This window comes from Vibrio sp. Hal054 (assembly GCF_037162405.1).
GTDB lineage: Bacteria > Pseudomonadota > Gammaproteobacteria > Enterobacterales > Vibrionaceae > Vibrio > Vibrio diazotrophicus.
In genome coordinates this window covers 3,320,909-3,346,967 of the sequence record NZ_JARLUT010000001.1, presented here as the reverse complement: position 1 = coordinate 3,346,967, position 26,059 = coordinate 3,320,909, and the positions used below count along the sequence as shown (strand labels likewise).

The 26,059-nt window shown below is 44.4% G+C and carries 17 protein-coding genes, 1 tRNA gene, 2 rRNA genes and 2 pseudogenes; 9 read left to right on the top strand and 13 right to left on the bottom strand.

Features of this window, described 5'->3' with window-relative positions; genetic code table 11:
* Window positions 1-9: 9 nt before the first annotated feature.
* From P4S58_RS15630 to P4S58_RS15615, 4 genes are all read right to left on the bottom strand, one after another.
* Window positions 10-1,425 carry a type II and III secretion system protein family protein gene (locus P4S58_RS15630; protein ID WP_281252110.1) on the bottom strand — a complete coding sequence of 472 codons (1,416 nt, stop codon included), beginning with the start codon at window positions 1,423-1,425 and terminating at the stop codon, window positions 10-12.
* Window positions 1,426-1,428: 3 nt separating this feature from the next.
* Window positions 1,429-2,316 carry a Flp pilus assembly protein CpaB gene (gene cpaB / locus P4S58_RS15625; protein WP_102964123.1) on the bottom strand — a complete coding sequence of 296 codons (888 nt, stop codon included), beginning with the start codon at window positions 2,314-2,316 and terminating at the stop codon, window positions 1,429-1,431.
* A 134-nt stretch (window positions 2,317-2,450) separates the two neighbouring features.
* Window positions 2,451-2,741, bottom strand: coding sequence for a prepilin peptidase (locus P4S58_RS15620; RefSeq protein ID WP_337164459.1), 291 nt, complete (start codon window positions 2,739-2,741; stop codon window positions 2,451-2,453).
* A 13-nt stretch (window positions 2,742-2,754) separates the two neighbouring features.
* A complete protein-coding gene (locus P4S58_RS15615) occupies window positions 2,755-2,955 on the bottom strand; it encodes a Flp family type IVb pilin (protein ID WP_237292787.1) in 201 nt (66 codons plus the stop codon).
* A gap of 258 nt (window positions 2,956-3,213) precedes the next feature.
* On the opposite strand from P4S58_RS15615, the gene P4S58_RS15610 reads away from it, so the two are divergent.
* From P4S58_RS15610 to P4S58_RS15600, 3 genes are all read left to right on the top strand, one after another.
* A complete protein-coding gene (locus tag P4S58_RS15610; RefSeq protein ID WP_337164458.1) occupies window positions 3,214-4,101 on the top strand; it encodes a hypothetical protein in 888 nt (295 codons plus the stop codon).
* A gap of 293 nt (window positions 4,102-4,394) precedes the next feature.
* Complete coding sequence (locus P4S58_RS15605) at window positions 4,395-6,761, top strand: Lcl domain-containing protein (RefSeq protein WP_337164456.1); 2,367 nt, start codon at window positions 4,395-4,397, stop codon at window positions 6,759-6,761.
* A gap of 13 nt (window positions 6,762-6,774) precedes the next feature.
* Complete coding sequence (locus P4S58_RS15600; RefSeq protein WP_102964120.1) at window positions 6,775-7,461, top strand: Lcl domain-containing protein; 687 nt, start codon at window positions 6,775-6,777, stop codon at window positions 7,459-7,461.
* Window positions 7,462-7,496: 35 nt separating this feature from the next.
* On the opposite strand, the gene rep is transcribed toward P4S58_RS15600, so the two are convergent.
* A complete protein-coding gene (gene rep, locus P4S58_RS15595) occupies window positions 7,497-9,512 on the bottom strand; it encodes a DNA helicase Rep (RefSeq protein ID WP_102954951.1) in 2,016 nt (671 codons plus the stop codon).
* A gap of 270 nt (window positions 9,513-9,782) precedes the next feature.
* On the opposite strand from rep, the gene P4S58_RS15590 reads away from it, so the two are divergent.
* The 3 genes from P4S58_RS15590 (at window position 9,783) to ubiK (ending at window position 14,377) form a co-directional block, all read left to right on the top strand.
* A complete protein-coding gene (locus tag P4S58_RS15590) occupies window positions 9,783-10,889 on the top strand; it encodes an efflux RND transporter periplasmic adaptor subunit (protein WP_102964119.1) in 1,107 nt (368 codons plus the stop codon).
* A gap of 11 nt (window positions 10,890-10,900) precedes the next feature.
* Window positions 10,901-14,008 (top strand): multidrug efflux RND transporter permease subunit, encoded by a 3,108-nt coding sequence (locus tag P4S58_RS15585; protein WP_102954949.1) that lies wholly within the window; start codon window positions 10,901-10,903, stop codon window positions 14,006-14,008.
* 117 nt (window positions 14,009-14,125) lie between these two features.
* On the top strand, window positions 14,126-14,377 hold the full coding sequence (ubiK, locus tag P4S58_RS15580; protein WP_042489818.1) for a ubiquinone biosynthesis accessory factor UbiK: 252 nt from the start codon (window positions 14,126-14,128) through the stop codon (window positions 14,375-14,377).
* Between the two features lie 149 nt (window positions 14,378-14,526).
* On the opposite strand, the gene ilvC is transcribed toward ubiK, so the two are convergent.
* Window positions 14,527-16,011 (bottom strand): ketol-acid reductoisomerase, encoded by a 1,485-nt coding sequence (gene ilvC / locus P4S58_RS15575; protein WP_102954948.1) that lies wholly within the window; start codon window positions 16,009-16,011, stop codon window positions 14,527-14,529.
* A 137-nt stretch (window positions 16,012-16,148) separates the two neighbouring features.
* Here ilvC and ilvY point away from each other — a divergent pair, with 137 nt between their 5' ends.
* Window positions 16,149-17,039 carry an HTH-type transcriptional activator IlvY gene (gene ilvY, locus P4S58_RS15570; protein ID WP_042489822.1) on the top strand — a complete coding sequence of 297 codons (891 nt, stop codon included), beginning with the start codon at window positions 16,149-16,151 and terminating at the stop codon, window positions 17,037-17,039.
* Between the two features lie 30 nt (window positions 17,040-17,069).
* Here ilvY and P4S58_RS15565 read toward each other — a convergent pair whose 3' ends face one another.
* On the bottom strand, window positions 17,070-17,600 hold the full coding sequence (locus tag P4S58_RS15565; RefSeq protein WP_146029096.1) for a hypothetical protein: 531 nt from the start codon (window positions 17,598-17,600) through the stop codon (window positions 17,070-17,072).
* 320 nt (window positions 17,601-17,920) lie between these two features.
* Between P4S58_RS15565 and P4S58_RS15560 the strand changes: the two genes are divergently transcribed.
* Both P4S58_RS15560 and P4S58_RS15555 read left to right on the top strand, forming a co-directional pair.
* On the top strand, window positions 17,921-18,595 hold the full coding sequence (locus P4S58_RS15560; protein ID WP_102964117.1) for a response regulator transcription factor: 675 nt from the start codon (window positions 17,921-17,923) through the stop codon (window positions 18,593-18,595).
* Window positions 18,579-19,865: a sensor histidine kinase gene (locus P4S58_RS15555; RefSeq protein ID WP_102964116.1), complete on the top strand. Its 1,287-nt coding sequence runs from the start codon at window positions 18,579-18,581 to the stop codon at window positions 19,863-19,865. The genes P4S58_RS15560 and P4S58_RS15555 overlap by 17 nt, the downstream gene beginning before the upstream one ends.
* A gap of 55 nt (window positions 19,866-19,920) precedes the next feature.
* Here the strand turns inward: P4S58_RS15555 and nagE are convergent.
* The 6 genes and pseudogenes from nagE to P4S58_RS15525 all read right to left on the bottom strand — a co-directional run.
* Window positions 19,921-21,285: pseudogene (gene nagE, locus P4S58_RS15550) on the bottom strand (N-acetylglucosamine-specific PTS transporter subunit IIBC); the annotation flags it as partial.
* A gap of 13 nt (window positions 21,286-21,298) precedes the next feature.
* Window positions 21,299-22,333, bottom strand: a pseudogene (locus P4S58_RS15545) (IS630 family transposase).
* Window positions 22,334-22,365: 32 nt separating this feature from the next.
* The gene (locus P4S58_RS15540) at window positions 22,366-22,521 is read right to left on the bottom strand and encodes a hypothetical protein (protein ID WP_337164452.1); all 156 of its coding nucleotides are present in this window, start codon (window positions 22,519-22,521) and stop codon (window positions 22,366-22,368) included.
* A 155-nt stretch (window positions 22,522-22,676) separates the two neighbouring features.
* Window positions 22,677-22,767, bottom strand: a tRNA-Ser gene (locus P4S58_RS15535).
* A gap of 107 nt (window positions 22,768-22,874) precedes the next feature.
* A 5S ribosomal RNA gene (rrf, locus tag P4S58_RS15530) occupies window positions 22,875-22,990 on the bottom strand.
* A gap of 88 nt (window positions 22,991-23,078) precedes the next feature.
* Window positions 23,079-25,967: ribosomal RNA gene (locus P4S58_RS15525) — 23S ribosomal RNA — on the bottom strand.
* Window positions 25,968-26,059 lie beyond the last annotated feature (92 nt).

The window sequence follows — 26,059 nt, the reverse complement described above, 5'->3', positions numbered from 1 at the left end:
TACCTGCTGTTAATAGTTATAGCCGTAGTTGCCAAATAAACGGGTGCGGTCATCATGGGTGTCCCCCATATCTCTCAGGAACAGTCGTTCAAATCGGTTAGCTGGACGGAAACGATCAAGCGGCGTAGTTAACTCACTCGGGTCACTGGTAGGTTCAACCAGCCGAGCAGTGGCAATGATGACCAACTCACTCTCTGAATTTTTGAAACTATTACTGCTAAAGAAAGGAGCAAGAATCGGGATTTCGCCCAGAAATGGTAAAGACTCAATCTTGTGATCCTGATAGGTACGTACTAACCCTGCCAGAGCGAAGCTTTGCCCGTCGGCCAGTTCAATCGTTGTGGTCGCTCTGCGGCTTTCAATACCGGGAACTTCAACACCGGCAATAGAAACACTGTGCTCCCGGCTGAGAGTAGACACTTCCGGAGCCACCGTTAGACTAATTTGATTATTGCTTAGCACCGTCGGTGTCAGTTCGAGAGAAATACCAAATCGTTTAAATTCGATGCTCACGCCATCGTCACTGTTATCAACAGGGAAAGGGAATTCACCACCAGACATGAAAGTGGCGGCCTCACCAGATTTCGCCGTTAGGTTAGGTTCAGCCAACACATTAACTAAGCTATTTTCCACCAACGCATCAATAATGACATTCAAGCCGTGTTGCCCATCAGTCGGCAAAGTGTTGGTTGGAAATTTATTTCCGGGAGTAACTCCAAGCGCCGTTTGTAACGTGTCCCAAGTTCCCCATCGCATATTGCCAATTGAGCTCCAGCGTAAGCCTAACTGCTCACTGGTCGAACGTTCCATTTCTACAATTCTGACGGAAATATTTACCTGAGCACTGCCCGATGTTTTAAGCTGATTAACAACTAGTGGATACATACCGATGCCACCACCAGGTTTAGCTACCCCTTCACTACGGCCACCGGCACTGCTCTGTTGAGGAGCAGCGGTTAAATCTTGCTGTTCTTTATTCTGTAAACCTTTGGCAAAGCCTGAAGCAAGGCTAAGAATATCGTGCGCTTGCAAAGCGTTCGCAACTTCCCCCATCACAATGATCGTCCCTTTGCTATAAGCAAAGTGCACATCCGCTTCTGGAAACGAATGCCTAACACTGCGCTGCAAATCCGATAGATCTGCAGAAACTGCGACTTGGTAATGCGCTAAAGTTTTCGCGCCTCCACCCAGCAACAGAACATCCGTCTCGCCCAGAGCTTTACCTGACAACATGACATGTCTACTTGAAGGCGCATGGACAACCAATACACTCGGGTCTGATACAAAAATGTCCTGAATATCCTCATTGACGGATATGATGCGATTTTGATTAATGTGTAAATCAAGTGAGTTCTGCGCAGAATTTGCCAATGTAGAGAAAGGCACAACCAAGGCGATTAAAAGAATAATATGTCTAAGCATCATGACTTATCTCGTTGTACTTCTTTCTTGAGTGCGAACTTCTGCGCCAGCAAAAATCCGAACAGAATGTTCAGGTTTACCTGAAGGGTGATGGTTGTCAGACAGTTGCTCATCCCATAACGTCTTCGGACTTTCAGACTGAGCAGCATCTTGCTCAAGGTGACCACGCAGTATCAAAGAAAGATTACCAAGCTGTTTTGCCAGTAACAGACGTTGCGCGCCTTCAGGAGTCACTTCAAATGTGACCGGAAGTGTCTCTCTCATCCCAACAAGATCTTCAGTTCCTTTCTGCTGCTTTGATCCACCCAAAAGATGAGTTAGCGTGCCGTTTATCGCCAATAAACGCGTATTTTGTAATATCACGCTGGTTGCATGTTTATTGACCTCACCAAACCCCTGATTTGAAGCATGGGTGTTTTCGCTGGTCAAAATCACGTCGACGAAATTTCCGGGACGAAGCATGTCGTAGTTCATTCCTGCCAGTGTCATTTCAACCGTTACAGCTCGCATTCCGGGGGATAACATTGCCGACATATACTGGCTCTGATCAGGGCGAATAAGATCCGACATTATTAGGGGTTGATTAGCTTTTACGGTACGGGTTAACAAGCTTCCTTCGATATCAGCAGCCTGGATGAAACCTTCTAGAAAAACCTCGTTGAGATCTGCTCCTTTATCTGAAGTCAGAGATTCCCAGCGAAGATCTTTAGCACGAATTAACGCTCCCGCTTGAATCGGATATTTGGCTACTAATACTTTAGGAATCACTGCTTCTTCCACAACCTCATCAATGGTTGTTTCTACTTTTTGCTTGGGTTCGGTATTGAACCAAAGCAATGCAAGCATCCCACTCAGAACGATTCCACTGAGTAAAATAAAAACTAATTTCTTCATGAATAAGAGCTACATGTAGTGGATGGTTGTCATGGCTGCCCCACTAATTGCTACTGCATAAGGCAATGTTTGGGATGGTGTTCCGATTATTACGCCATGCCTAACCATTCGATTGAAAACCACATAAATGACACTTAGGACTCCCCCAACAAAGCGGTTGTAATCAACATCCAATACCACTGCTCTAACGAAGCATAAGCACATATGGCCAGTAACTTGGAATCCCCTGCACCAAGCCAACGATGGTGAAACGCGAAAATACCAAATGCAAAAATGGATAGAAAAACCAACAAAGAGGAGACAGAAAACGGAGTGTTTACACCAATTACAACCATCAATAACAGCAGTAGTACATTAGGTATCTCACGCTTAAACACGTCATTCACAGCAATAACAGCCAACACACCCGCCGTTATAATTTGCAATGAAAAATAAGAATCACTCTCCACCACTACCCATGTTCATCCCATCAATAATAGTTTGGAATTTATCTTTCAAAGCAGTGATAAAAAGCCCATCCGAACCAAAAATCGCCAAAATACCAGCAGCCAAACCTGCGGCCAGAATTCCATACTCAATAGCTGTAGCCCCACTTTCATCATCAAAATAGCGCTTAATCAGAGTGATAAAGTCATTCACCGTTCAAGTACCCCTAACATTCATACTGTTAATTCAAAACATTTGAGAATTATTATCAATATCATTGTAAAAATCAATCTCATTTATATAATAACTCCAAAATATATCAATTTATAAGACTAATAATCCTAATTTATTGATATGAACAATATTTACATCTTTTACAGTACGAAATAATGAATGGTTATTTTTGTGGTTAGTCGCATTTTTAGCATCGTTATCTCGTGTTACTTACGTGATTGTGCAAGGGAACTAATAATGCTCTTTAAACATCTCATTACCCGCAGTGCGATAATTTTTGTGCTGGCAGGTTGTAGCGAACAACCCAAGAATGAAGAAAGTACCTCTCCACCGACAGGAGGAAATAATACGCTTGGAATAGACGGTAAGATCCAAGACAAAGGGGACAATAATACTCAGGATTCAGGGACACAAACCCCGCCTCCTTCATTAACAAACTCTTCTTCGGGTGATAATAACGGGGCTATTTTGCCTTCTTCCTTACCAGCCTTCTCAAGAAAGACATTAACAATTTCTGGATCTGTTTTAGGCAGCCTAGCAACCGAAACATATGCATTTAGGGTATGTGCAAACCAAGTATGCGACTCTTGGCAAGAGGTAATGGCTGACGGGCGGTACCAATATAAACTTCAGCTGTCTCAATGGCCCCTTAACATCCCAATTACCATCGAAGGTAATAAAAAGAATAATGCTTCTAGCCAACCAACAAACTCTATCAATGAGCTTTCGACTTCATATTTCAAAACCGAAGTAGCTCCGATTGAGCAACTGATAAAAAGAGACAGTAATGATGATGGGATGCTTGATGAAAAAGAGGTAGCAACATTATCGCTTAATGCTGTGAACATGGCGTTCAATATTGTGGCTAAACATCTACTCAGCGATAAGCTAAGTAATTACAGCCAATTACCTTATGACTCAAAAATCGAAGCGGTTCGCCAGTATTTGTCTAACAAAAGTAAAATGGCGCAGCTAAAACTGACGGACAGTCAGAAGCAGGAAATAGTCACACACATTGATATCCAAAATGATAAGGTTTTTGGTGAGTACTCACTTAATTTAACACCGGAGCAATGGGCTGACATCAATGGTCCACTCAACACTCCAGATGAAAAAAAGCTATAAAAATCAATACATCGCAACTTAATGAGTTATATACCAATCATTATTATTCGAAAACTCAGGGGCCATTAATCCTCAGTGTTAATCAGAGCAATGCTATACACAATGAACTCACTTATTCCCAACAGCTGGTGCTTGAGTTAGCCGTTTTTTACCAAATGCTCCTTAAACCAAAGATCACTGATCTTGTCATTAGCAGGTATGACAGAGCCGCTCTCATCGAAAAAATTGAGTCTAAAACGGTTACACAAAGCTATAGCATTGCCATCGATAGCGACTCACTTAGAAAAATGGGAATGTTTGACATACCTGTAGGTAATGAAGCAAAAATCGAGATTAGCGCAGATGAAATGAGCCGTGCTTATGACAAGTACAAAAAAGCGGTAGAAGAAAATGGATTTGCGGAATTCACCATTGCTATCAAGCAAGCGCAATGGCCTATATCAGACAAAACCTTTGAACAAGTTGGCAACCTGATATTAAAAGCTGCCGATTCAAATCCTTCATTAGAATTATGGCAACATTATCAAAATGAATTTGTACCTGCGCGTAACTCAATTACCGTATATCAGGAGCTTAGTAAAGTTCTTTCTCCTGACACACAAAAAGCTTATCTATTTCAAAACCATGTACAGAATTTAAGAAATACAGGGCACACTCATCCACTAAAACCCGCTATTTTATCCCTAGCACCTGAACGTTACCTAAAAATCAGTGGCCGTTTCCCCAAAGAACTTAAACAGGCCACGATGAGTATTATACTAGGCAGTCGACCAAACCCGGATCCCGGCTTAGTCAAATATCAACCAGAGCTTTTAGATAGGCACCCAGAGCGTCATCTACCTGTTGAGCTTATTGATAACGAAAACCAGCGGCGCAAAGAATTAGATCTTAGTGGTGAAAGTAGCTTTGTGGCTACCATTGCACTTCGTGACATTGATAATTTGTATTCATACTGCAAGCCCGGCTTAGTAAAAAATGATCATACTTCTGATGAAATGCAGGACACATTGACGATTCATCTTCGCGATAAAATTACCGGTGTTGAACTTCGGTCTGTTCTCGGTTCATTTTGTGAAATTGCTAAGTTGGATCAGCAACAAGGCAACAAAGATGGAATCCTCAGTCATGAAGAGTTTGAACGCCTGAATGTGGGTTATGTCAGTACCGCTAAAGCCGCACTGCTTTTAAAATCTTCGTTAACTTCACGTGGCGGCAGTTACTACATTGCCCCTCTTAAACATCAGGAAATAACTGACAGATATAACCAAATGCCACGAAAACAGGTTGAGCTTCTCTCTGCATTTATGGCTCTTCAAGCAAATGGGACGTTATTTACCTCAACGGTAGATCTTGGTGAACGTGGAACGTTATACGAAGATCTACTGGCGCTACTGGATATTACTTTTGGTGGATACAGCCTAAGTAGAAGCAATACTTATCCTTCGGCAGAAGAACTACAAAACAAGATATCCAATATTTACGCTATCAATAAAGTTCTAATAGAAAACCCAGATGTGAATATTTCGCATATCATTCAAACCATAACCAACCGCTTACAAGATTCGGAAACCGATCAGTATTACTTCCCTAGCGGAATTCGGCCAGGAAGTTGGGTTACAGTCTACCCAGTTACAGCCATTGATGTCACTTGCCAAAAATCAATGCAAGAAAATCAATTGGTTGGCCTAAGACTCGAAGGTAAGGGGCAAAACGAATCGGGACATTGGGTGACCATAGGATGGGATGAGCAACTTGGTGCTTCTAGCTATACATTAGGCTGGGATGAAATCCATTTTGATCAGATTATCGAAGCTCGAAATGTTTTAGCTATCGATAAACAAGGCCACACGCGAGCCACCATTTTGGGGTTGGAATTTAACAAGAACTATTACATTCGGGTGCAAAGCAATACTGGCAGCCCGAGTGCGTTAATGTCTTACTCACCGAGCCATATCCATGTAGCTGATTCGCGAACTACAGAAGGGTTAGATGGAGATGACAGCTCTCGAGGAAGAGACAGTAGCTCTGCTTGCGACCCTCTGACTGGTAAAGCTGAAAACACTAACGATGACGGCTTACTCGGCGCTCGCTATCTCAAATTAGATGCAGCAGGTAAACCCCTTGCTCGCCAGGATTTAAGTTATAACGCTTTACCTTTTGCATGTGTATTAGATGCCCATACAGGTCTTGTGTGGGAAACCAAACACCAACGTAGTGGCGAAGAAGACTACACCATTTATGACAGTGACAACATGTTTGTCATGCAGCCAGCAAATGGAGCTACTCAGTTTGGCGGTACTTGCACCATACATGAAACAAATCAAATTTCGACTGACCCTAACCAGTGTACCGTCGCCAAACAAATCCAAACATTTAATAGCATTCAACGCTGTGGTTTAAGTAATTGGCGATTGCCAAATTTTCATGAATCTCACACCTTGCTTGATTTCAGTTATGCGCCATCAAACATGTCAAATGCGCCTTCCGGTATCGATCACCATTATTTCCCACACATTAAGTCGATGTGGCTAGACGCGCCTAATTTAGATAAATCAGGCTACCTAGCATTGTCTCTACAGCGGTTGATTACCATGCACGTAGATACTAGCAATCATAAACCTCTAACCTTGGTCAGTGATGGCTTTTATGTAAAGCCATAATAAGGAGTACTTCATGAAATATCTAACATTAAGCCTAGCGTTAGTAACCTTATCAGCACATACGACAGAAGTAATCCAAGAGTGCAGAACAGGTACAGACTTAAACCCAAATCAACGCTTCACCCAACAGATAATTACTACTGATATGGGCGATTATAAAGTTGTGAATGATGCAGCAACCGGATTGCAATGGAGTTATTGCTTTGTAGGCCAAGAACTTGATGCCAATCAGGTTGATTGCATCGGGAAACCTACGGTGCCCTATGACACTCAAACAGAGGGATATGCAAATATTCGTAGAGCGACGATAGAACAGATACAACTGGAGAGTAAACGCTTAGATGGGCGAAACCTGTCATGGCGGCTACCCAATATCAAAGAGTTGCTAAGCATTTACAATGAACACTGTAAACCAGCGACATATTCTATGTTCAGCCACTCTCTGAATACCTATCCCGAAGAGATAGCAGCGCTGATTAACACTCCCTTAGAACATAACAATTGGCAGGAATACCATACGATATTTAGCTTAAGAGACAGAGGGAAAGCCTATCAGAATCACACCGTTGTATCGGATACAGCCGTAACACACAACAATTATATGTACTATTACACGGTCAACTTTAACGGGTGGAGTACGCCAATAGATAAAGACCGAAAATCCAGTGGTCTGTTAAGATTGGTACGTAAAATCCCATAATAGAAAAAACGCCCAGAGTCTCTCTGGGCGTTAAACTATTTCTTAAACATTGCTCTTAAATTAGCAATGTGCGCCTGCCCTTTTGCCATGCGCTCTTCTGCCGTTTGTGGTTTTTTCTGACTTTCCCATTCCACATCATCAAACGGAAGTTCATCCAAGAATCGGCTTTGTGTCGGCTTTATCAGTTCACCGAACTGGCGGCGCTCTTTACACATAATAAAAGTCAGTTCCCGCTGCGCACGTGTGATACCTACGTACATTAAGCGACGTTCTTCTTCTACATTGTCTTCATCAATGCTGGTTTGATGCGGCAGAATACCTTCTTCAGAACCGAGCAAGTAAACGTACGGAAATTCAAGACCTTTCGACGCATGCAAAGTCATCAGCTGCACAGCATCACTATCATCATTGTCTTCCCCGCGTTCCATCATGTCACGTAGGGTCAATCGCTGAACCACTTCTTTCAGTGTTTTCTCTTCTTTATCTGGATTATCACCTTCTAAGTCGGCAACAATCCAAGAGTAAAGATCAGAGACGTTCTTCATTCGCATCTCTGCCGCTTTAGGGCTTGATGAGGTTTCATACAACCAGTCTTCGTAGTTGATATCACGAACGAGTGAACGTACCGCCTCAACCGTATTACCACGTTCCGCATTATCAGCAATCGCGACCAACCACTGAGTAAAACGTTGTAAGTTCTCAAGACCTCTTCCCGATAAATGTTGTTCTAAACCCAGTTCAAAGCTCGCTTCAAACAAGCTTTTTCCTCTCATATTGGCATAGCTGCCCAGCTTTTCCAGTGTGACAGGGCCTATCTCTCTGCGAGGTGTATTGACGATGCGTAAGAACGCATTGTCATCATCTGGATTCACCAACACTCGCAGATAAGCCATGATGTCTTTGATCTCCGCACGAGCGAAAAACGACGTGCCACCGGAGATTTTGTACGGAACCCGGTTTTGCGTCAGATACTTTTCTATCAATCGTGACTGATGGTTCCCGCGATACAGAATTGAATAATCTCTGTATTCGGTTCTATTAAGAAACTTATGAGCAATGATTTCCGCGGTTACACGTTCAGCTTCATGTTCATCGTTTTTCGCTAAGATGACTTTGAGTTTTTCCCCATCGGGAATTTCAGAGAACAGCGATTTTTCATACACGTGCGGGTTGTTCGCAATCAGGATGTTAGCTGCACGAAGAATACGGCTGGTTGAACGGTAGTTCTGCTCCAACTTAATCAGTTTTAAATTGGGAAAATCTTGGCCAAGCAACACCAAGTTCTGTGGTTTCGCCCCACGCCATGAATAGATGGACTGATCATCATCGCCAACGACGGTGAGACGTGCTCGTTCACCCACCAGCAGTTTTACCAGTTCATACTGACTGGAGTTGGTATCTTGGTATTCATCGACCAATAGATATCGAATACGATTTTGCCAGCGTTGGCGAACTTCTTCATTGCCACGCAAAAGCATTACAGGCATGAGAATCAAATCATCAAAATCCAATGCGTTATAAGCGCGCATCTGGGTTTGATACATTTCAAAACAGAAAGCAAACAACTGCATTTGTTCGCCTTGAGCAATCGCTTTGGCGTGCTCAGGCGTAATCATGTCATTTTTCCAATTGGAGATGGTACTCATCAACTGGCGCAGCAAGTCTTTGTCGCCATCTAACTGCTTTTCCGTTAACTCTTTTAGCAACGCCAACTGATCTTGATCGTCAAACAGAGAGAAACCCGCTTTTAAACCAAGGTGCTTAAACTCACGACGAATGATATTCAAACCTAAGGTATGAAAGGTGGAAACCATCAAACCTCTGGACTCTTGGCGTCCTAAAGTCTGTCCGACACGCTCTTTCATTTCACGCGCCGCTTTATTGGTAAACGTTACCGCTGCAATATTGCGCGCTTTATAACCACACTGCTGAACTAAATAGGCTATTTTGTTAGTGATTACACGAGTTTTACCCGAACCAGCACCCGCTAAAACCAAGCATGGGCCAGATACATACTTTACGGCTTCGTCTTGTCTAGGGTTCAGCTTCATAGTGTTCTCGAGTCAATAAATAAAGGCCGCTTATGATAATCCGCATAAGCGATCAATTCCAACTAAGTTAAAAGTGTAACTATTTATCATTTTATTGCACAAGTGTATTGCAAAATAGATACTTCGTTGCGCATAATACCGCCAACTTATGAAATTATCTTTTCCCGAGGAGAATCCTCTTCTCGGGTTTACTCGTTAGCAAACGTGTTTAATGGCTTGATTTAAAGTAACTAAATATCAATCCAACACGAACTTGGAGCTCTGAGCCAAATGAAAAAGTGGACCTTTTTTATGTTACTGATAGCTGTGCTACTTTTTGGCAGCGTGATTGGTTTCAATTTATTCAAGCAACAGAAAATCGCCGAGTATATGGCAAACCGTCCTGAACCAGAGTTTCCTGTTACTGTCACTGAAGTAACAGCCAATGACTGGACACCAGTGATTGAAGCTATTGGCTTTATTGAACCAAACCAAGGTGTCACGTTAACCTCTGAAACTAGTGGGGTGATTGACAAGATTACGTTTGAATCAGGTACTCAGGTATCTGCAGAGCAACCTTTGGTATTGTTGGATTCAAAAGTAGAAATTGCCAACCTAAAAAGTACTCAGGCTCGCCTACCTGCCGCTGAAGCAAAATACAAACGCTATAAAGGTCTTTACACCAAAGGCTCAATTTCAAAAGAGTCTTACGATGAAGCCGAAGCGAACTATTTGTCTCTGTCTGCGGATATCGAAAGCCTCAAAGCAGCGATTGAACGTCGTGAAATCAAAGCGCCATTTGCTGGCGTAGTGGGTATCCGTAATGTTTACCTAGGTCAATACCTTCAACCGGGCACAGACATTGTACGTTTGGAAGATACCAGCGTAATGCGTCTGCGTTTTACGATTTCACAAACCGATATTTCACGCATCTCGCTAGGTCAAGAGGTTAATATTTTCGTTGATTCTTACCCAGAAACTTCATTTACCGGTTCAATTACAGCCATTGAACCCGCTGTCAGTGTGCAGAGTGGCTTGATTCAAGTTCAAGCAGATATCCCAAACAACGATGGTCTTCTTCGTAGTGGTATGTTTGCTCGAGCGAATATCATCTTACCGAAGTTGGTTGACCAAGTAATTGTTCCGCAAACTGCGATTACCTTTACCCTGTATGGCGATAGTATCTATGTCATGAAAAAGGTCGATGGTGTTGATCGTGTAGAGCAGCGCGTCGTAAAAGTTGGCGAACGTAAAGGAGCAGATGCTCATGTCCTTAATGGTTTAGAGATTGGTGATGTTGTGATCACCTCAGGACAAGTTCGTCTAAGTAACAATTCGAAAGTTCGTGTAGTAGAAAGCAGTGCAACTACTCCACCAGCTCAAACACCGATGCTGTAATTGGAGGACTCATGCGCTTTACTGATGTTTTTATAAAACGTCCAGTTCTCGCGATATCAATCAGCGTTTTGATCGCTTTGCTTGGTTTACAAGCCGTGTTCAAAATGCAGGTGAGTGAATATCCGGAAATGACGAACACAGTAGTAACGGTTTCAACCAGTTACTACGGTGCCAGTGCCGACTTAATCCAAGGTTTTATTACTCAGCCTTTGGAGCAAGCCATCGCTCAGGCTGACAACATTGACTATATGACATCGTCATCCGTATTAGGTAAATCCACTATTACGGTGATGATGAAGCTCAATACTGACCCAAATGCTGCTCTATCGGACATATTGGCAAAAACCAACTCTGTGCGTTCGCAACTACCGAAGGAAGCAGAAGACCCGTCTGTAACCATGTCGACCGGTTCAACGACTGCTGTTTTATATATCGGTTTTACCAGTGACGAATTGGCATCTAGTCAGATCACTGACTATCTGGAACGTGTAATCAACCCGCAGCTATTTACCGTAAACGGTGTATCCAAAGTCGACTTGTATGGTGGTATGAAATACGCGCTACGCGTTTGGCTTGACCCAGCCAAAATGGCGGCACTGAACCTGACTGCTAGCGATGTTATGGGTGTATTGAATGCCAATAACTACCAATCAGCAACTGGTCAAGCAACGGGTGAGTTCGTCCTCTATAACGGTAGTGCAGATACACAAGTATCGAACGTGGATGAACTTAAGAACCTGGTTGTTAAAACGGGCGAAGGTTCTGTCATCCGTTTGAGCGATGTAGCTAAAGTCTCTTTGGAAAAAAGTCACGATGTTTATCGTGCAAGTGCTAATGGACGCGAAGCGGTAGTTGCTGCTATTAACGCAGCGCCAAGCGCGAACCCAATTAATATTGCCGCTGATGTGTTAGAACTTTTGCCTCAGCTACAGAGCAACTTACCTAGCACCATTGAAATGAATGTGATGTATGACTCTACCATCGCAATTAACGAGTCGATTCAAGAGGTAATTAAAACCATCTTAGAAGCGGCGTTAATTGTACTGATCGTCATTACATTATTCCTTGGCTCATTCCGTGCTGTGCTGATTCCTATTGTGACGATCCCGCTTTCACTGATCGGTGTTGCGATGGTGATGCAGTCTATGGGTTTCTCATGGAACCTGATGACCTTGCTGGCAATGGTACTGGCTATTGGTTTGGTGGTGGATGATGCGATTGTTGTGTTGGAAAACGTTGACCGTCATATCAAGCTAGGCGAGACACCATTCCGAGCCGCAATTATCGGTACGCGAGAAATTGCTATTCCTGTAATTGCGATGACTTTAACCTTAGGTGCGGTATACGCTCCTATCGCCATGATGGGTGGTATTACCGGATCTTTGTTTAAAGAGTTTGCTTTGACGCTTGCGGGTGCAGTATTTGTTTCAGGAATTGTTGCCTTAACACTATCTCCTATGATGTGTTCAAAAATGCTGAAAGCAAATGCAGAGCCAAGCAAGTTTGAGCAAAAAGTTCACCATATCCTAGACGGGATGACAGAGAGATACGCTCGAATGCTGGACGCTGTGATGCAACGTCGTCCAGTCATCATTGCATTTGCTTTCATCGTGTTTGCAAGCTTACCAATGTTGTTTAAGTTTATCCCAAGTGAACTTGCGCCATCAGAAGATAAAGGTGTTGTGGTACTGATGGGTACTGGCTCTTCAAATGCGAACTTGGACTATCTGCAAAATACAATGAATGACGTGAATAAGATTCTGTCAGAGCAGAAAGAAGTTCAGTTTGCTCAGGTATTTACCGGTGTTCCAAACTCAAACCAAGCGTTTGGTATCGCATCTATGGTGCCTTGGAGCGAGCGAGAAGCAAGCCAAGCTGAAGTGACTAACCGAGTGGGAACGTTAATCCAAAACATTCCGGGTATGGCTGTGACTGCGTTCCAAATGCCTGAACTGCCGGGTGCAGGTTCTGGTCTGCCAATCCAGTTTGTTTTGACGACACCAAACAGTTTCGAAAGTCTGTTTACCATCGCCACTGAAATATTGACCGACGTTAAATTGAGCCCATTGTTTGTTTATTCAGATTTGGATCTGAATTACGACTCCGCAACAATGAAAATCAATATTGATAAAGACAAAGCCGGTGCTTATGGCGTAACCATGCAAGACATTGGTACCACACTGGGTACCATGATGGCGGACGGCTATGTGAACCGAATTGACCTAGATGGACGCTCTTATGAAGTTATCCCACAAGTGGAGCGCAAATATCGTCTAAATCCTGAGTCGATGAAGAACTACTTCGTTCGCGCGACTGATGGTAAAGCTGTGCCGCTAGGTAGCTTGATCAGTATTGATGTTGTCGCAGAACCTCGTTCACTGCCACACTTCAACCAGTTAAACTCCGCCACCATTGGCGCAGTGCCATCGCCAGGTACCGCAATGGGTGATGCAATCAGCTGGTTTGAGAATGTTGCAAAAACGAAGCTTCCTAGCGGATATAACCATGACTACATGGGTGAAGCTCGTCAGTACGTTACCGAAGGTAATGCGCTTTACGCTACATTCGCTTTAGCTCTGGCTATCATCTTCTTGGTTCTCGCTATTCAGTTTGAATCATTGAAAGATCCACTGGTCATCATGGTATCGGTACCTCTGGCGATTTGTGGTGCGCTGATTACGCTGGCTTGGGGTGCGTCAACCATGAACATCTACTCTCAGGTAGGTTTGATTACTCTGGTTGGCCTGATCACCAAACACGGTATTCTGATTTGTGAAGTTGCAAAAGAAGAACAGCTTCATAATAAGAAATCCCGTATTGAAGCGGTTACTGAAGCAGCGAAAGTTCGTCTTCGCCCGATTCTGATGACAACCGCAGCAATGATTGCAGGTTTGATCCCGCTGATGTACGCAACCGGTGCAGGTGCGGCTCAACGCTTCAGTATCGGTATTGTTATCGTCGCTGGTCTTTCTATTGGTACGCTGTTCACACTGTTCGTATTGCCCGTGATCTACAGCTACCTAGCAGAAAAACACAAACCACTACCAGTGTTTGTCGAAGCAAAAGAACTCGAAGCTCTGGCGCGTTTTGACAAAGAGCAACAAGCGAGTCATGAATAACTTCATGTTCTCATAATCACAAAAGGTCACATCTGTGGCCTTTTTTATTGCAGCAATTAACGACTTTCTGGTGCGAATTGAATAGAATGTTCACCAGAAAGATAGGAGAGAAACCCGATGTTTGACCCAAAGAAACTCGAGCAAATTGCTAAGCAAATTCACGAATCAATGCCTCAACCGGTCAAAGAGCTGGGTGCGGATGTGGAACAGAAAGTTCGCCAAGTAATTCAAGGCCAGCTTAACAAACTGGATGTAGTGAGCCGTGAAGAGTTTGATGTACAAACTCAAGTGCTGCTTCGCACTCGTCAGAAGCTGACTGAGATGGAACAAAAGCTAGCAGAGCTGGAAAGCAAACTGGCTGATAAATAATTTTATTCATCGATAATTCGATAAAAAGTAAAAGGGCTGAATCTCACGACTCAGCCCTTTTTGTTCTTGTTGTGTTTGCTTTTATATTTATTGCGGTAACGCTATGCCAGCCTTTGAATTTTTAGTGTTTGGCTGGCATTTATTTTCTATTAGTCACCTACCGCGATGCGCTTCATGTCTTTCATGTAGCCACGTAGCTCTTCACCGATGTATTCCACTGGGTGGTTACGGATGATGCTGTTCACTTCGATAAGTTTCGCGTTATCTACTTGGTTAGACGTTTCGCCTAAGCCTTTACCGATTACGTCAGTACCTACGTTTGGCATGAACTTCTCACGTAGTAGAGGCGTTGCAACGTTAGCGAATAGGTAGTTACCGTATTCCGCAGTATCAGAGATAACCACGTTCATTTCGTATAGACGCTTACGAGCAACCGTGTTCGCAATCAGTGGAAGCTCATGTAGTGATTCGTAGTAAGCAGACTCATCGATAATGCCTGATGCAGTCATTGCTTCGAATGCCAGTTCAACCCCAGCACGAACCATTGCAATCATTAGAATGCCGTTATCAAAGAACTCTTGCTCACTGATCTTAGCATCTGATGTTGGGTAGTTTTCGAATGCAGTCTCTGCAGTCTCTGCACGCCAGCCTAGAAGGTTCGCATCGTCATTTGCCCAGTCAGCCATCATAGTGCTAGAGAAGTGACCAGAGATGATGTCATCCATGTGCTTGTTGTACAGCGGACGCATTAGCTCTTTTAGCTCTTCAGAAAGCTCGAATGCTTTGATTTTCGCTGGGTTAGACAGACGGTCCATCATGTGAGTGATGCCACCGAACTTCAATGCTTCTGTAATTGTTTCCCAACCGTATTGAAGTAGACGACCTGCGTAGCCTGCATCGATACCTTCAGCAACCATTTTCTCGTAACAAACGATAGAACCCGCTTGCAACATACCACATAGGATAGTTTGCTCACCCATCAGGTCAGATTTTACTTCTGCTACGAATGAAGACTCTAGGCAGCCTGCACGGTGGCCACCAGTTGCTGCAGCCCAAGCTTTAGCGATATCCCAACCTTCACCTTTAGGGTCGTTTTCTGGGTGAACTGCGATCAGTGTAGGAACACCGAAACCACGTTTGTATTCTTCACGTACTTCTGTACCCGGACACTTAGGCGCAACCATTACAACAGTAATGTCTTTACGAATTTGCATACCTTCTTCAACGATGTTGAAGCCGTGTGAGTAACCTAGTGCAGCGCCTTCTTTCATTAGAGGCATTACTGTTTCAACAACGTTTGTGTGTTGTTTATCAGGAGTTAGGTTTACTACTAGGTCTGCTTGAGGAATAAGGTCTTCGTAGCTGCCTACGTTGAAACCGTTGTCTTTTGCATTTTTGTAAGATTGACGTTTTTCGTCAATTGCTGCCTGGCGAAGTGCGTAAGAAACATCTAGACCTGAATCACGCATGTTCAGGCCTTGGTTAAGACCTTGAGCACCACAACCTACGATAACCACTTTCTTACCTTTCAGGTAATCAGCTTCTGTCGCGAACTCTTCACGATCCATGAAACGACAGCGACCTAGTTGGTCCAATTGTTCACGTAGATTTAGGGTATTGAAATAGTTAGCCATTGTGGTGCTCCTGTAATTATCTTTCCGTAGGGTCGGTGGCTCTGCACCGAATGAGTTCATACTAAAGCAGACATTTAATTGCTGAAAGTGATATATTCACAATTAGTTATTGCAATAAATGCAACGTGGAAAAGTTCATGAATATCAAAACCATCAAATTGTTTCTCAATATCTGCGACAGCAAGAATTTCAGCAAGTCGGCCACATCCATGCATGTCAGCCCTTCAGCATTAAGCCGTCAAATACAGAAGTTGGAAGATGAGATTGGGCACCCGCTGTTTATTCGCGATAACCGTAGTGTAGAGTTGACTCCAGCAGGGGAAAAATTATTACCAGTTGCTATAAAAATGGTTCACGACTGGACGCAATTTCAGTCTCAAATCAACGCACAAGATCATGAACTCAAAGGTGAAATTCGCCTCTTTTGTTCAGTAACCGCAAGCTACAGCCATCTTCCGCAGCTACTGAGTTCATTCAGGCTTAAACATCCATTCATCGAATTTAAGTTGCTTACCGGAGATCCTGCTCAGGCAATCGATAAGATTTTAAATGATGAGGCAGATATCGCAATTTCCGCCATGCCTGAGAGCTTACCGTCTAAAGTTGAGTTCACCACCATCAGTGAAATACCACTTTCAGTGATTGCGCCGATAGGAATTAGCAGTTGGGTTGAAGAGCTGCATAAAGAAAAACCTGACTGGAGCCAGATTCCTTTTATTGTTCCCGAATCAGGAACCGCCCGCGATCGTGCCAATACTTGGTTCAAGAAAATGAAAATCAAACCTAGCATCTATGCACAGATTGCTGGTCATGAAGCGATTGTCAGTATGGTAGCGCTCGGCTGTGGTGTCGGAATCGCACCCGACGTTGTCATTAACAACAGCCCTGTGCGAGACAGTATTCAACGCCTGTCCTACTCTCCGATTAAACCCTTTCAACTCGGGGTTTGTTGCCGACGCTCACAGCTGGATAACCCATTGGTTAGAGCATTATGGGAGCTGGCTGAAGGGACATTTATTTCTCAGTAAAGGCATGCTCTAAACGTAGAGCTGCCGATATTAAAACGGGTAAATTCGCACACCGAAGTTAGCACTGTTTGAAATGCCGTAAGTTGAAATTGATTCTGTACTACTATCCATTTCAAAACTTTGGTCGGTTAACGAAACAGAAGCGGTCAGCTCTACATAAGAGTTGACTCGGTAATCCACACCGAAGCTGCCCGTTACACCAAAGACATTGATGTCGGCATCTCCGACTTCATCACTCCCCATACCAAGCCCGACACTGAAGTAGGGAACAAAACGCTGCTCATCAAAAGCCCACTTTGTAATGCTGCGTTTATAGCTGATTGAAGTATAAGAAAGCACATCTTGATGGCTTAACATAAGCCAACTTGCGTCATCGACTTTATATCCAAGGCTAAACACGCTTGAGATTTCTGTATCGAGATCAAAATCCCCGTCAACATACAATGGCTCAACCCAGCTGTATCCAACTTCAAAGAATAACTTACTGAAATCTTCATCATCATTGAATGCCATTGCTGAACTACTCAATGTGATGAGCAATAACGCCAAATACTTATTCAAAGGAAACCTCAATCTCTAAATGCCATCAAAACCCTGTGCGTGCTTATCTGTTTCACAGTGCACATTAAGTTAATACGGCAATTTAGACGTGAACATTTCAGTTTTTAGCTGAGTACATCATTAACTATCTTTAATCTTTCCAAAAGGTCTGCTCAATATAGGTTCACATACAATCTGCACGACAACCTATATACAAAGCTGCAATGTTTAACGATTTACCCCCTAAATCGTATTGGCTCGCATTAGTCACGCGAGCCTACTTTTTTCATTCCCTTCCTACTTGCTTTCACCAGTAAAGTACTAATCAAAAAGGACATCCTATGAAAATACTCATCATTGAAGATGACAGCACAACTCGAGAGTTTGTCAGTAAAGGGCTAACGGAACACGGCTATATTGTTGACCAAGCAGAAGACGGTAAGAAAGGGCTGATGATGGCGCTAAGTTCTGAATATCAACTGATCATCCTAGACAGAATGTTGCCCTACCTTGATGGAATGAAAGTGCTGGCCGCGATTAAAGCCGCTGAAGAGCAGCTTCCTGTACTGATATTAAGTGCAATGGATAGCGTCAATGACCGCGTCGATGGTTTGCAAGCGGGTAGCGACGACTACTTGATTAAACCGTTCGCATTGGCAGAGCTTATTGCAAGAGTCGACATCATTATCAACCGCACACATAGACCCCAAACGACTCAACACGTCCTTAATTACCACTGTTTACAAGTCGATCTCAAAGCACACAAAGTGACCTGCAATCAGCAGGAAATCATTCTTCAGCCGAAAGAGTTCCAACTTATTCAATACTTTGTAGAACATAGTGAGCAAGTGGTATCGCGCATGCGTCTGTTCGAAAATATCTGGAGCTATCATTTTGATCCTAGAACCAACGTCATTGATGTGCATGTAGCGAACCTACGCCGCAAGCTGGAAGATGCCGGATGTTCAGGGCTGTTACATACAGTGAGAGGTGTCGGGTATGTCCTTCGTCGATGACTATGCATTAACCCGTTCATCCGTATTTAAAACATTGGTAAGTCTGTTTTTACTCGTGACTCTCATCAACATCATAGTGATACACCAAGTCTACAGAGATTCAGATAATTTCCACCGCCAACAACTCGCCAGACAACTCAATGAAGAGATTTTGGAGTTCAACTTTGCAGCACAGCAGAGCACGGAAGATGTAAGACAACTTTTAGAAACCAAGCGATCCGCCACAACTCCTTTCTACTACAACCTGATTGAAACTGACGAAATCGACTTGCCACACTCTTACTACCCAATCGATTTGCAAAGAAACAGGCATAACATTCTGGTCGGGAATAATCTCAAGCTGGAGATCGGTGTGAATAAAACCGCAGTTGAAGAATATCGAAAATCCCTCATTCCGATTGTCTTCTCTGGGATCATTCTCCCTGTTGCCGTCATGATTATATCTGCACTGTTTTTCACCGTACTTATTCTCAAGCGGTTGGAAAAAGTGAATCACGCTATGAATCGCGTTCTGTGCGGAGAGCATAACGTCAAAATAGCGGTTTCTCGGCAGGATGATGAGTTTGATATTTTAGCCATTCATCTCAACTTCATGATTGAACAAATGGCCAAGAACGAATCTAGCCTTAAATCTCTGACCACAGGTTTAGCTCACGATATGAGAACACCGATGGCGAGGCTTAAACTGCGTCTCGAAGACATTCTAGATCAAGACAAGCTATCGCTCTCTCAAAGAGCGAGTATTTCCGCTTGCTATGATGAATTGGAACTCATCCTGTCACTGTTCAATAGCATGCTTGAAATTGCCAAACTGAACAGCGGCCAAATCAACATCAGTAAAGAATCCATCGATTTAGGCAAAGTAACTCAAGACGCCATAGAGTTCATAGCCCCAGTAGCTGAAGCGAAACAACAACGCTTAACCTTCAGGCAAGACACCCTTTGCGAGGTTACCGGAGATCGCTCGCTGCTGTTTAGAGCCGTATTTAACCTGCTGGAAAATGCAGTGAAATACACTCCAAGCGGTGGATCGATTGATATCGTTGCTGACTGCTATGGTGTTGTCATCGCCGATACTGGAATTGGTATTTCCGACTACGACAAAATGTATGTTTGCCGCCCTATGTATCGGGCTGACCAAAGCCGTTCTGAAGCAGGCAATGGTCTAGGGTTATCTCTGGTTGATGCGGTCGTTAATCTGCATAACGCACACCTGTTCTTACGTGACAACAATCCAGGTCTACGTGCACGGCTCTACTTTGATAATTAATCGATATAAAAAAGGCTAAGTCATTACTTAGCCTTTGTCTTATTTTGATGTCCAGTTAAGCAGAGAAGTTAGGAACAACTACATCCGATAGATCTCGTGTCTCTGGAATAAGCTTCATCGAGTGAGCCACTTCTTCGGCTTCTGTTCCAATAATTACCTGCACGTTATTCGCACCTATCTTCACTACACCCATCGCCCCTATGGCTTTAAGCGTACGCTCATCAACAATGGAAATGTCTTTCAACGTTAAGCGAAGGCGCGTAATACATGAATCGATAGAAGTAAGATTACTATGACCTCCCAACGCTTTCAGATACTGAGCAGCTTTCTCATTGGTTGTTGTTTCGTTCTCTTCAGCAACCTCTGCATCTTCGCGTCCCGGTGTTTTCAAATCAAACTTAACAATAGCGAATCGGAACACGCTGTAGTAGATAACCGCGAAGGCAAACCCTTGTAGGATCAACATGTACGGTTTGATTGCGAGAGGCAAATTGAAAGACAGAATGAAGTCGATTAAACCACCGCTGAATGTGAAACCCGCAAACCACTGCATACTCGCGGCAATATAAAGGGATAACGCGGCAAGTAAAGCATGAACAACATATAACGCTGGTGCCACAAACATAAATGCAAACTCAATAGGTTCAGTAACACCGGTTAATATTGCAGTCAGTGCTGACGCCCCAAGAATGCCGCCAACTCTTTTCTTGTTCTCAGGCTTAGCACAGTGATACATAGCCAAACATGCAGCAGGTAAACCATATCCCATAAATGGGAAGAAGCCCGCTTGGTACATACCTGTGACGCCTAATTCGCCAGTCCCAGACCAAAACTTAGAAATGTCGTTAATACCGACAAGATCAAAGATGAACACCTGATTCAGGGCGTGATGTAAACCAACAGGAATAAGAAGACGGTTGAAGAAACCGTATATGCCAGCCCCAGCTGCGCCCATTTCAGAAATCGAAACGCCAAAATTAACTAAGGAGCCATAAACTGCAGGCCATACGTAAACCATTACAACACTGATCAGAATAGAAGCCAGTGAAGTCACTATGGGCACGAAACGTTTACCACCAAAGAAACCTAATGCAGCAGGCAGTTTGATAGTGTGGAAACGGTTATAAAGAGTGGCAGCCACTATCCCCATCATGATACCGGTAAATGCACTAACAGCAGCCGCGGACGCAATCAGTTCCGAAGAACTCATATCAGCGACAGGCACTCCGGTGATCTGAGAAATCACGGCAGGATTTCCGACAATCATCTCGACAATTAGCAGACCAAGTAATCCAGATAGCGCGGCGGCACCGTTATTATCTTTCGCTAATCCATAAGCGACGCCAACCGCAAACAACCAAGCTTGGTTATCCATAATCCCTTTACCACCGTAAACCAGTACAGCAGCCAATGGGTTATACCAATCTGGAAAATTAACTGGTCAGGTCTATCCATCTTCTTGAGCACATTTTGGTGACTCTTTTAGGGCTATCCAAAAAACGATTCCATGCATCGCAGATTTTGGCGATGATATCGTCGTAATCAGTAAAAGATTGGTTGGCTAAATAGCGTTGCCTCAACCAACTCCATACTTGTTCGATAGGGTTTAGCTCTGGAGAATAGGGGGAAGTTTGATGACACTGACATTCTTAAAGTCATTGGTAATGTCTTCTGTATGCCATCCTGCCCCATCCATAACAACGACGGCGTGACGTCCCTTCTCCGTGACTGCCGATATTTGTTTTAAGTGCTCTATCATGATGTCTTTACTAACCCAAGGGACAACGATAGCCTCACCAATTCCTTTGCTGGGACAGACTGAACCGAACAGATAGGCATACTCAAATTGTTGTTGCTTCACGGCTCTTGGGCGAGTTCCTTTTTCAGCCCATAAACGTGTGGTCGTGTTTTGTTGCCCAAATCTGGCTTCGTCCTGAAACCAGACATCGACACACTCTAAAGCTATATGTCCCGGGATCTTAAGGATCGTTTCGATTTTGAATTTTTTTAAAATCGTCTTGTGTTTGTTGAGATTGTTTGGGGTGTTTTGAGCGGGAAGTTATCCATGAAAAGCCCATGTGGTCGAGCAGGTAATAGATAGAATCAGGGTGGTAGTGCTGGCCGAATTCTTTCACAATATAAGCGTGGATGTCGGCACCAGTCAGTCGTCCGCCTTGTGTATCATTGGCTTTATCTTTTATGTATTGGCTCAATTGCTCTTTTTGCTCGGAAGTTAAGAATGGCGGTCTTCCAGTTCTTGGCTTTTCTTGTAGCCCTTCCAGCCCTTCTTCAAGAAAAGCTTGAACCCACTTATTGACACTGGTTCGACTTACCTTGAGAAACTTGGCGATTTGTGTGCGTGATTGCCCATCTTTGAAATGAGCGAGGGCCAGCAGTCTCATTTTCATCTGGATGGATTTCTGCTGGCTTGCGAGCTTTTTAAAGTCGATATTATTGAGGCTATCCATAGAGAATCAGTTTTATTGTTGGATGGCCTCAATTAGATCACATTTTTACTTAGATTGGTATTATTCGCCCCCCATCCTGATGGGTCTAAAGCGTAGCCAAGGCCAAGCATCAAACCACCGGCAGGCAGCACGGCAATAGGCACCATCAGTGCTTTACCGATTTTTTGTAAGTATCCTAAAATGTTCACGTTTTATCCTCTTGCGTTTAATTGTTAAGAAAGGATACGTGCAGGATGATTAAGCGGTGGTTGTGTGCAGATTAAGTTTTATTAATCTTTTCACGATGGTTTTAGAAAAGGTACAGACAGCAAAAAGCCCGCTATTTCTAGCGGGCTTTGCAATGTGGCGGAGAGATAGGGATTTGAACCCTAGGTACGCTATTAACGTACGCCGGTTTTCAAGACCGGTGCTTTCAACCACTCAGCCATCTCTCCACAAATTGTCATCGTCAGATTAGTACACTGATGATGTTTGTTACTCGTTACTACAAGTAACCTTACCTTTTTATCTTCACTTTTTAAAAAAGTGAAAGAAAATAAAAGCCTGGCGATGTCCTACTCTCACATGGGGAGACCCCACACTACCATCGGCGCTAATTCGTTTCACTTCTGAGTTCGGCATGGAATCAGGTGGGTCCAAATCGCTATGGTCGCCAAGCAAATTTGTTAATTCGGAAAGCTGCTAATGTTCTCTACACATTCAATTCTGTTCTTGCTTTGAGCCCACAAAACCCCTTGGGTGTTGTATGGTTAAGCCTCACGGGCAATTAGTACAGGTTAGCTCAATGCCTCACAGCACTTACACACCCTGCCTATCAACGTTCTAGTCTCGAACAACCCTTTAGGACACTTAAAGTGCCAGGGAGAACTCATCTCAGGGCTTGCTTCCCGCTTAGATGCTTTCAGCGGTTATCAATTCCGAACTTAGCTACCGGGCAATGCTACTGGCGTAACAACCCGAACACCAGAGGTTCGTCCACTCCGGTCCTCTCGTACTAGGAGCAGCCCCCTTCAATTCTCCAACGCCCACGGCAGATAGGGACCGAACTGTCTCACGACGTTCTAAACCCAGCTCGCGTACCACTTTAAATGGCGAACAGCCATACCCTTGGGACCGACTTCAGCCCCAGGATGTGATGAGCCGACATCGAGGTGCCAAACACCGCCGTCGATATGAACTCTTGGGCGGTATCAGCCTGTTATCCCCGGAGTACCTTTTATCCGTTGAGCGATGGCCCTTCCATTCAGAACCACCGGATCACTATGACCTGCTTTCGCACCTGCTCGAATTGTCATTCTCGCAGTCAAGCGGGCTTATGCCATTGCACTAACCACACGATGTCCAACCGTGTTTAGCCCACCTTCGTGCTCCTCCGTTACTCTTTGGGAGGAGACCGCCCCAGTCAAACTACCCACCAGGCACTGTCCTCGACCCGGATAACGGGTCTGAGTTAGAACATCAAACATACAAGGGTGGTATTTCAAGGACGGCTCCACACAAACTAGCGTCTGCGCTTCAAAGCCTCCCACCTATCCTACACATGTAGGTTCAATGTTCAGTGCCAAGCTGTAGTAAAGGTTCACGGGGTCTTTCCGTCTAGCCGCGGGTACACTGCATCTTCACAGCGATTTCAATTTCACTGAGTCTCGGGTGGAGACAGCGTGGCCATCATTACGCCATTCGTGCAGGTCGGAACTTACCCGACAAGGAATTTCGCTACCTTAGGACCGTTATAGTTACGGCCGCCGTTTACCGGGGCTTCGATCAAGAGCTTCGACCGAAGTCTAACCCCATCAATTAACCTTCCGGCACCGGGCAGGCGTCACACCGTATACGTCATCTTACGATTTTGCACAGTGCTGTGTTTTTAATAAACAGTTGCAGCCACCTGGTATCTGCGACTCTCATCAGCTCCATCCGCGAGGGACTTCACCGTCAAGAGCGTACCTTCTCCCGAAGTTACGGTACCATTTTGCCTAGTTCCTTCACCCGAGTTCTCTCAAGCGCCTTGGTATTCTCTACCCGACCACCTGTGTCGGTTTGGGGTACGATTCCTTACAATCTGAAGCTTAGAGGCTTTTCCTGGAAGCATGGCATCAATGACTTCACTACCGTAGTAGCTCGACATCGTGTCTCAGCCTTAAAGAGAGCCGGATTTACCTAACTCTCAAGCCTACGCACTTGAACCTGGACAACCGTCGCCAGGCCCACCTAGCCTTCTCCGTCCCCCCATCGCAATTGTAAGAAGTACGGGAATATTAACCCGTTTCCCATCGACTACGCCTTTCGGCCTCGCCTTAGGGGTCGACTCACCCTGCCCCGATTAACGTTGGACAGGAACCCTTGGTCTTCCGGCGAGGAGGTTTTTCACCCCTTTATCGTTACTCATGTCAGCATTCGCACTTCTGATACCTCCAGCATGCTTTACAACACACCTTCAACGGCTTACAGAACGCTCCCCTACCCAATACAATAAATTGCATTGCCGCAGCTTCGGTTGATTACTTAGCCCCGTTACATCTTCCGCGCAGGCCGACTCGACTAGTGAGCTATTACGCTTTCTTTAAATGATGGCTGCTTCTAAGCCAACATCCTAGCTGTCTGAGCCTTCCCACATCGTTTCCCACTTAGTAATCATTTGGGACCTTAGCTGGCGGTCTGGGTTGTTTCCCTCTCCACGACGGACGTTAGCACCCGCCGTGTGTCTCCCGGATAGTACTTACTGGTATTCGGAGTTTGCAAAGGGTTGGTAAGTCGGGATGACCCCCTAGCCTTAACAGTGCTCTACCCCCAGTAGTATTCGTCCGAGGCGCTACCTAAATAGCTTTCGGGGAGAACCAGCTATCTCCGAGTTTGATTGGCCTTTCACCCCTAGCCACAAGTCATCCGCTAATTTTTCAACATTAGTCGGTTCGGTCCTCCAATTGATGTTACTCAATCTTCAACCTGCCCATGGCTAGATCACTCGGTTTCGGGTCTATATCCAGAGACTGAACGCCCAGTTAAGACTCGGTTTCCCTACGGCTCCCCTATACGGTTAACCTTGCCACTGAATATAAGTCGCTGACCCATTATACAAAAGGTACGCAGTCACCCCACGAAGAGGCTCCTACTGCTTGTACGTACACGGTTTCAGGTTCTATTTCACTCCCCTCACAGGGGTTCTTTTCGCCTTTCCCTCACGGTACTGGTTCACTATCGGTCAGTCAGGAGTATTTAGCCTTGGAGGATGGTCCCCCCATATTCAAACAGGATATCACGTGTCCCGCCTTACTCGTTTTCACTCAAAATGACATGTCGGTTACGGGGCTATCACCCGGTATCGCGGCACTTTCCAGAGCCTTCACCTGTGTCATTAAAAGCTTAAGGGCTAATCCAATTTCGCTCGCCGCTACTTTCGGAATCTCAATTGATTTCTTTTCCTCGGGGTACTTAGATGTTTCAGTTCTCCCGGTTCGCCTCATTAACCTATGTATTCAGTTAATGATACTCACTTATGTGAGTGGGTTTCCCCATTCGGAAATCGTAGACTCAAGTGGCTTTTACTGCCTTATCTACGCTTATCGCAAGTTAATACGTCCTTCATCGCCTCTGACTGCCAAGGCATCCACCGTGTACGCTTAGTCACTTAACCATACAACCCCAAGAGGTCTTTATGTATGGCAAACAACCAAGGTTTGTTGTCTCTCATTATTTGAATGAGCGAGAGACATTTCGATTTTGCCG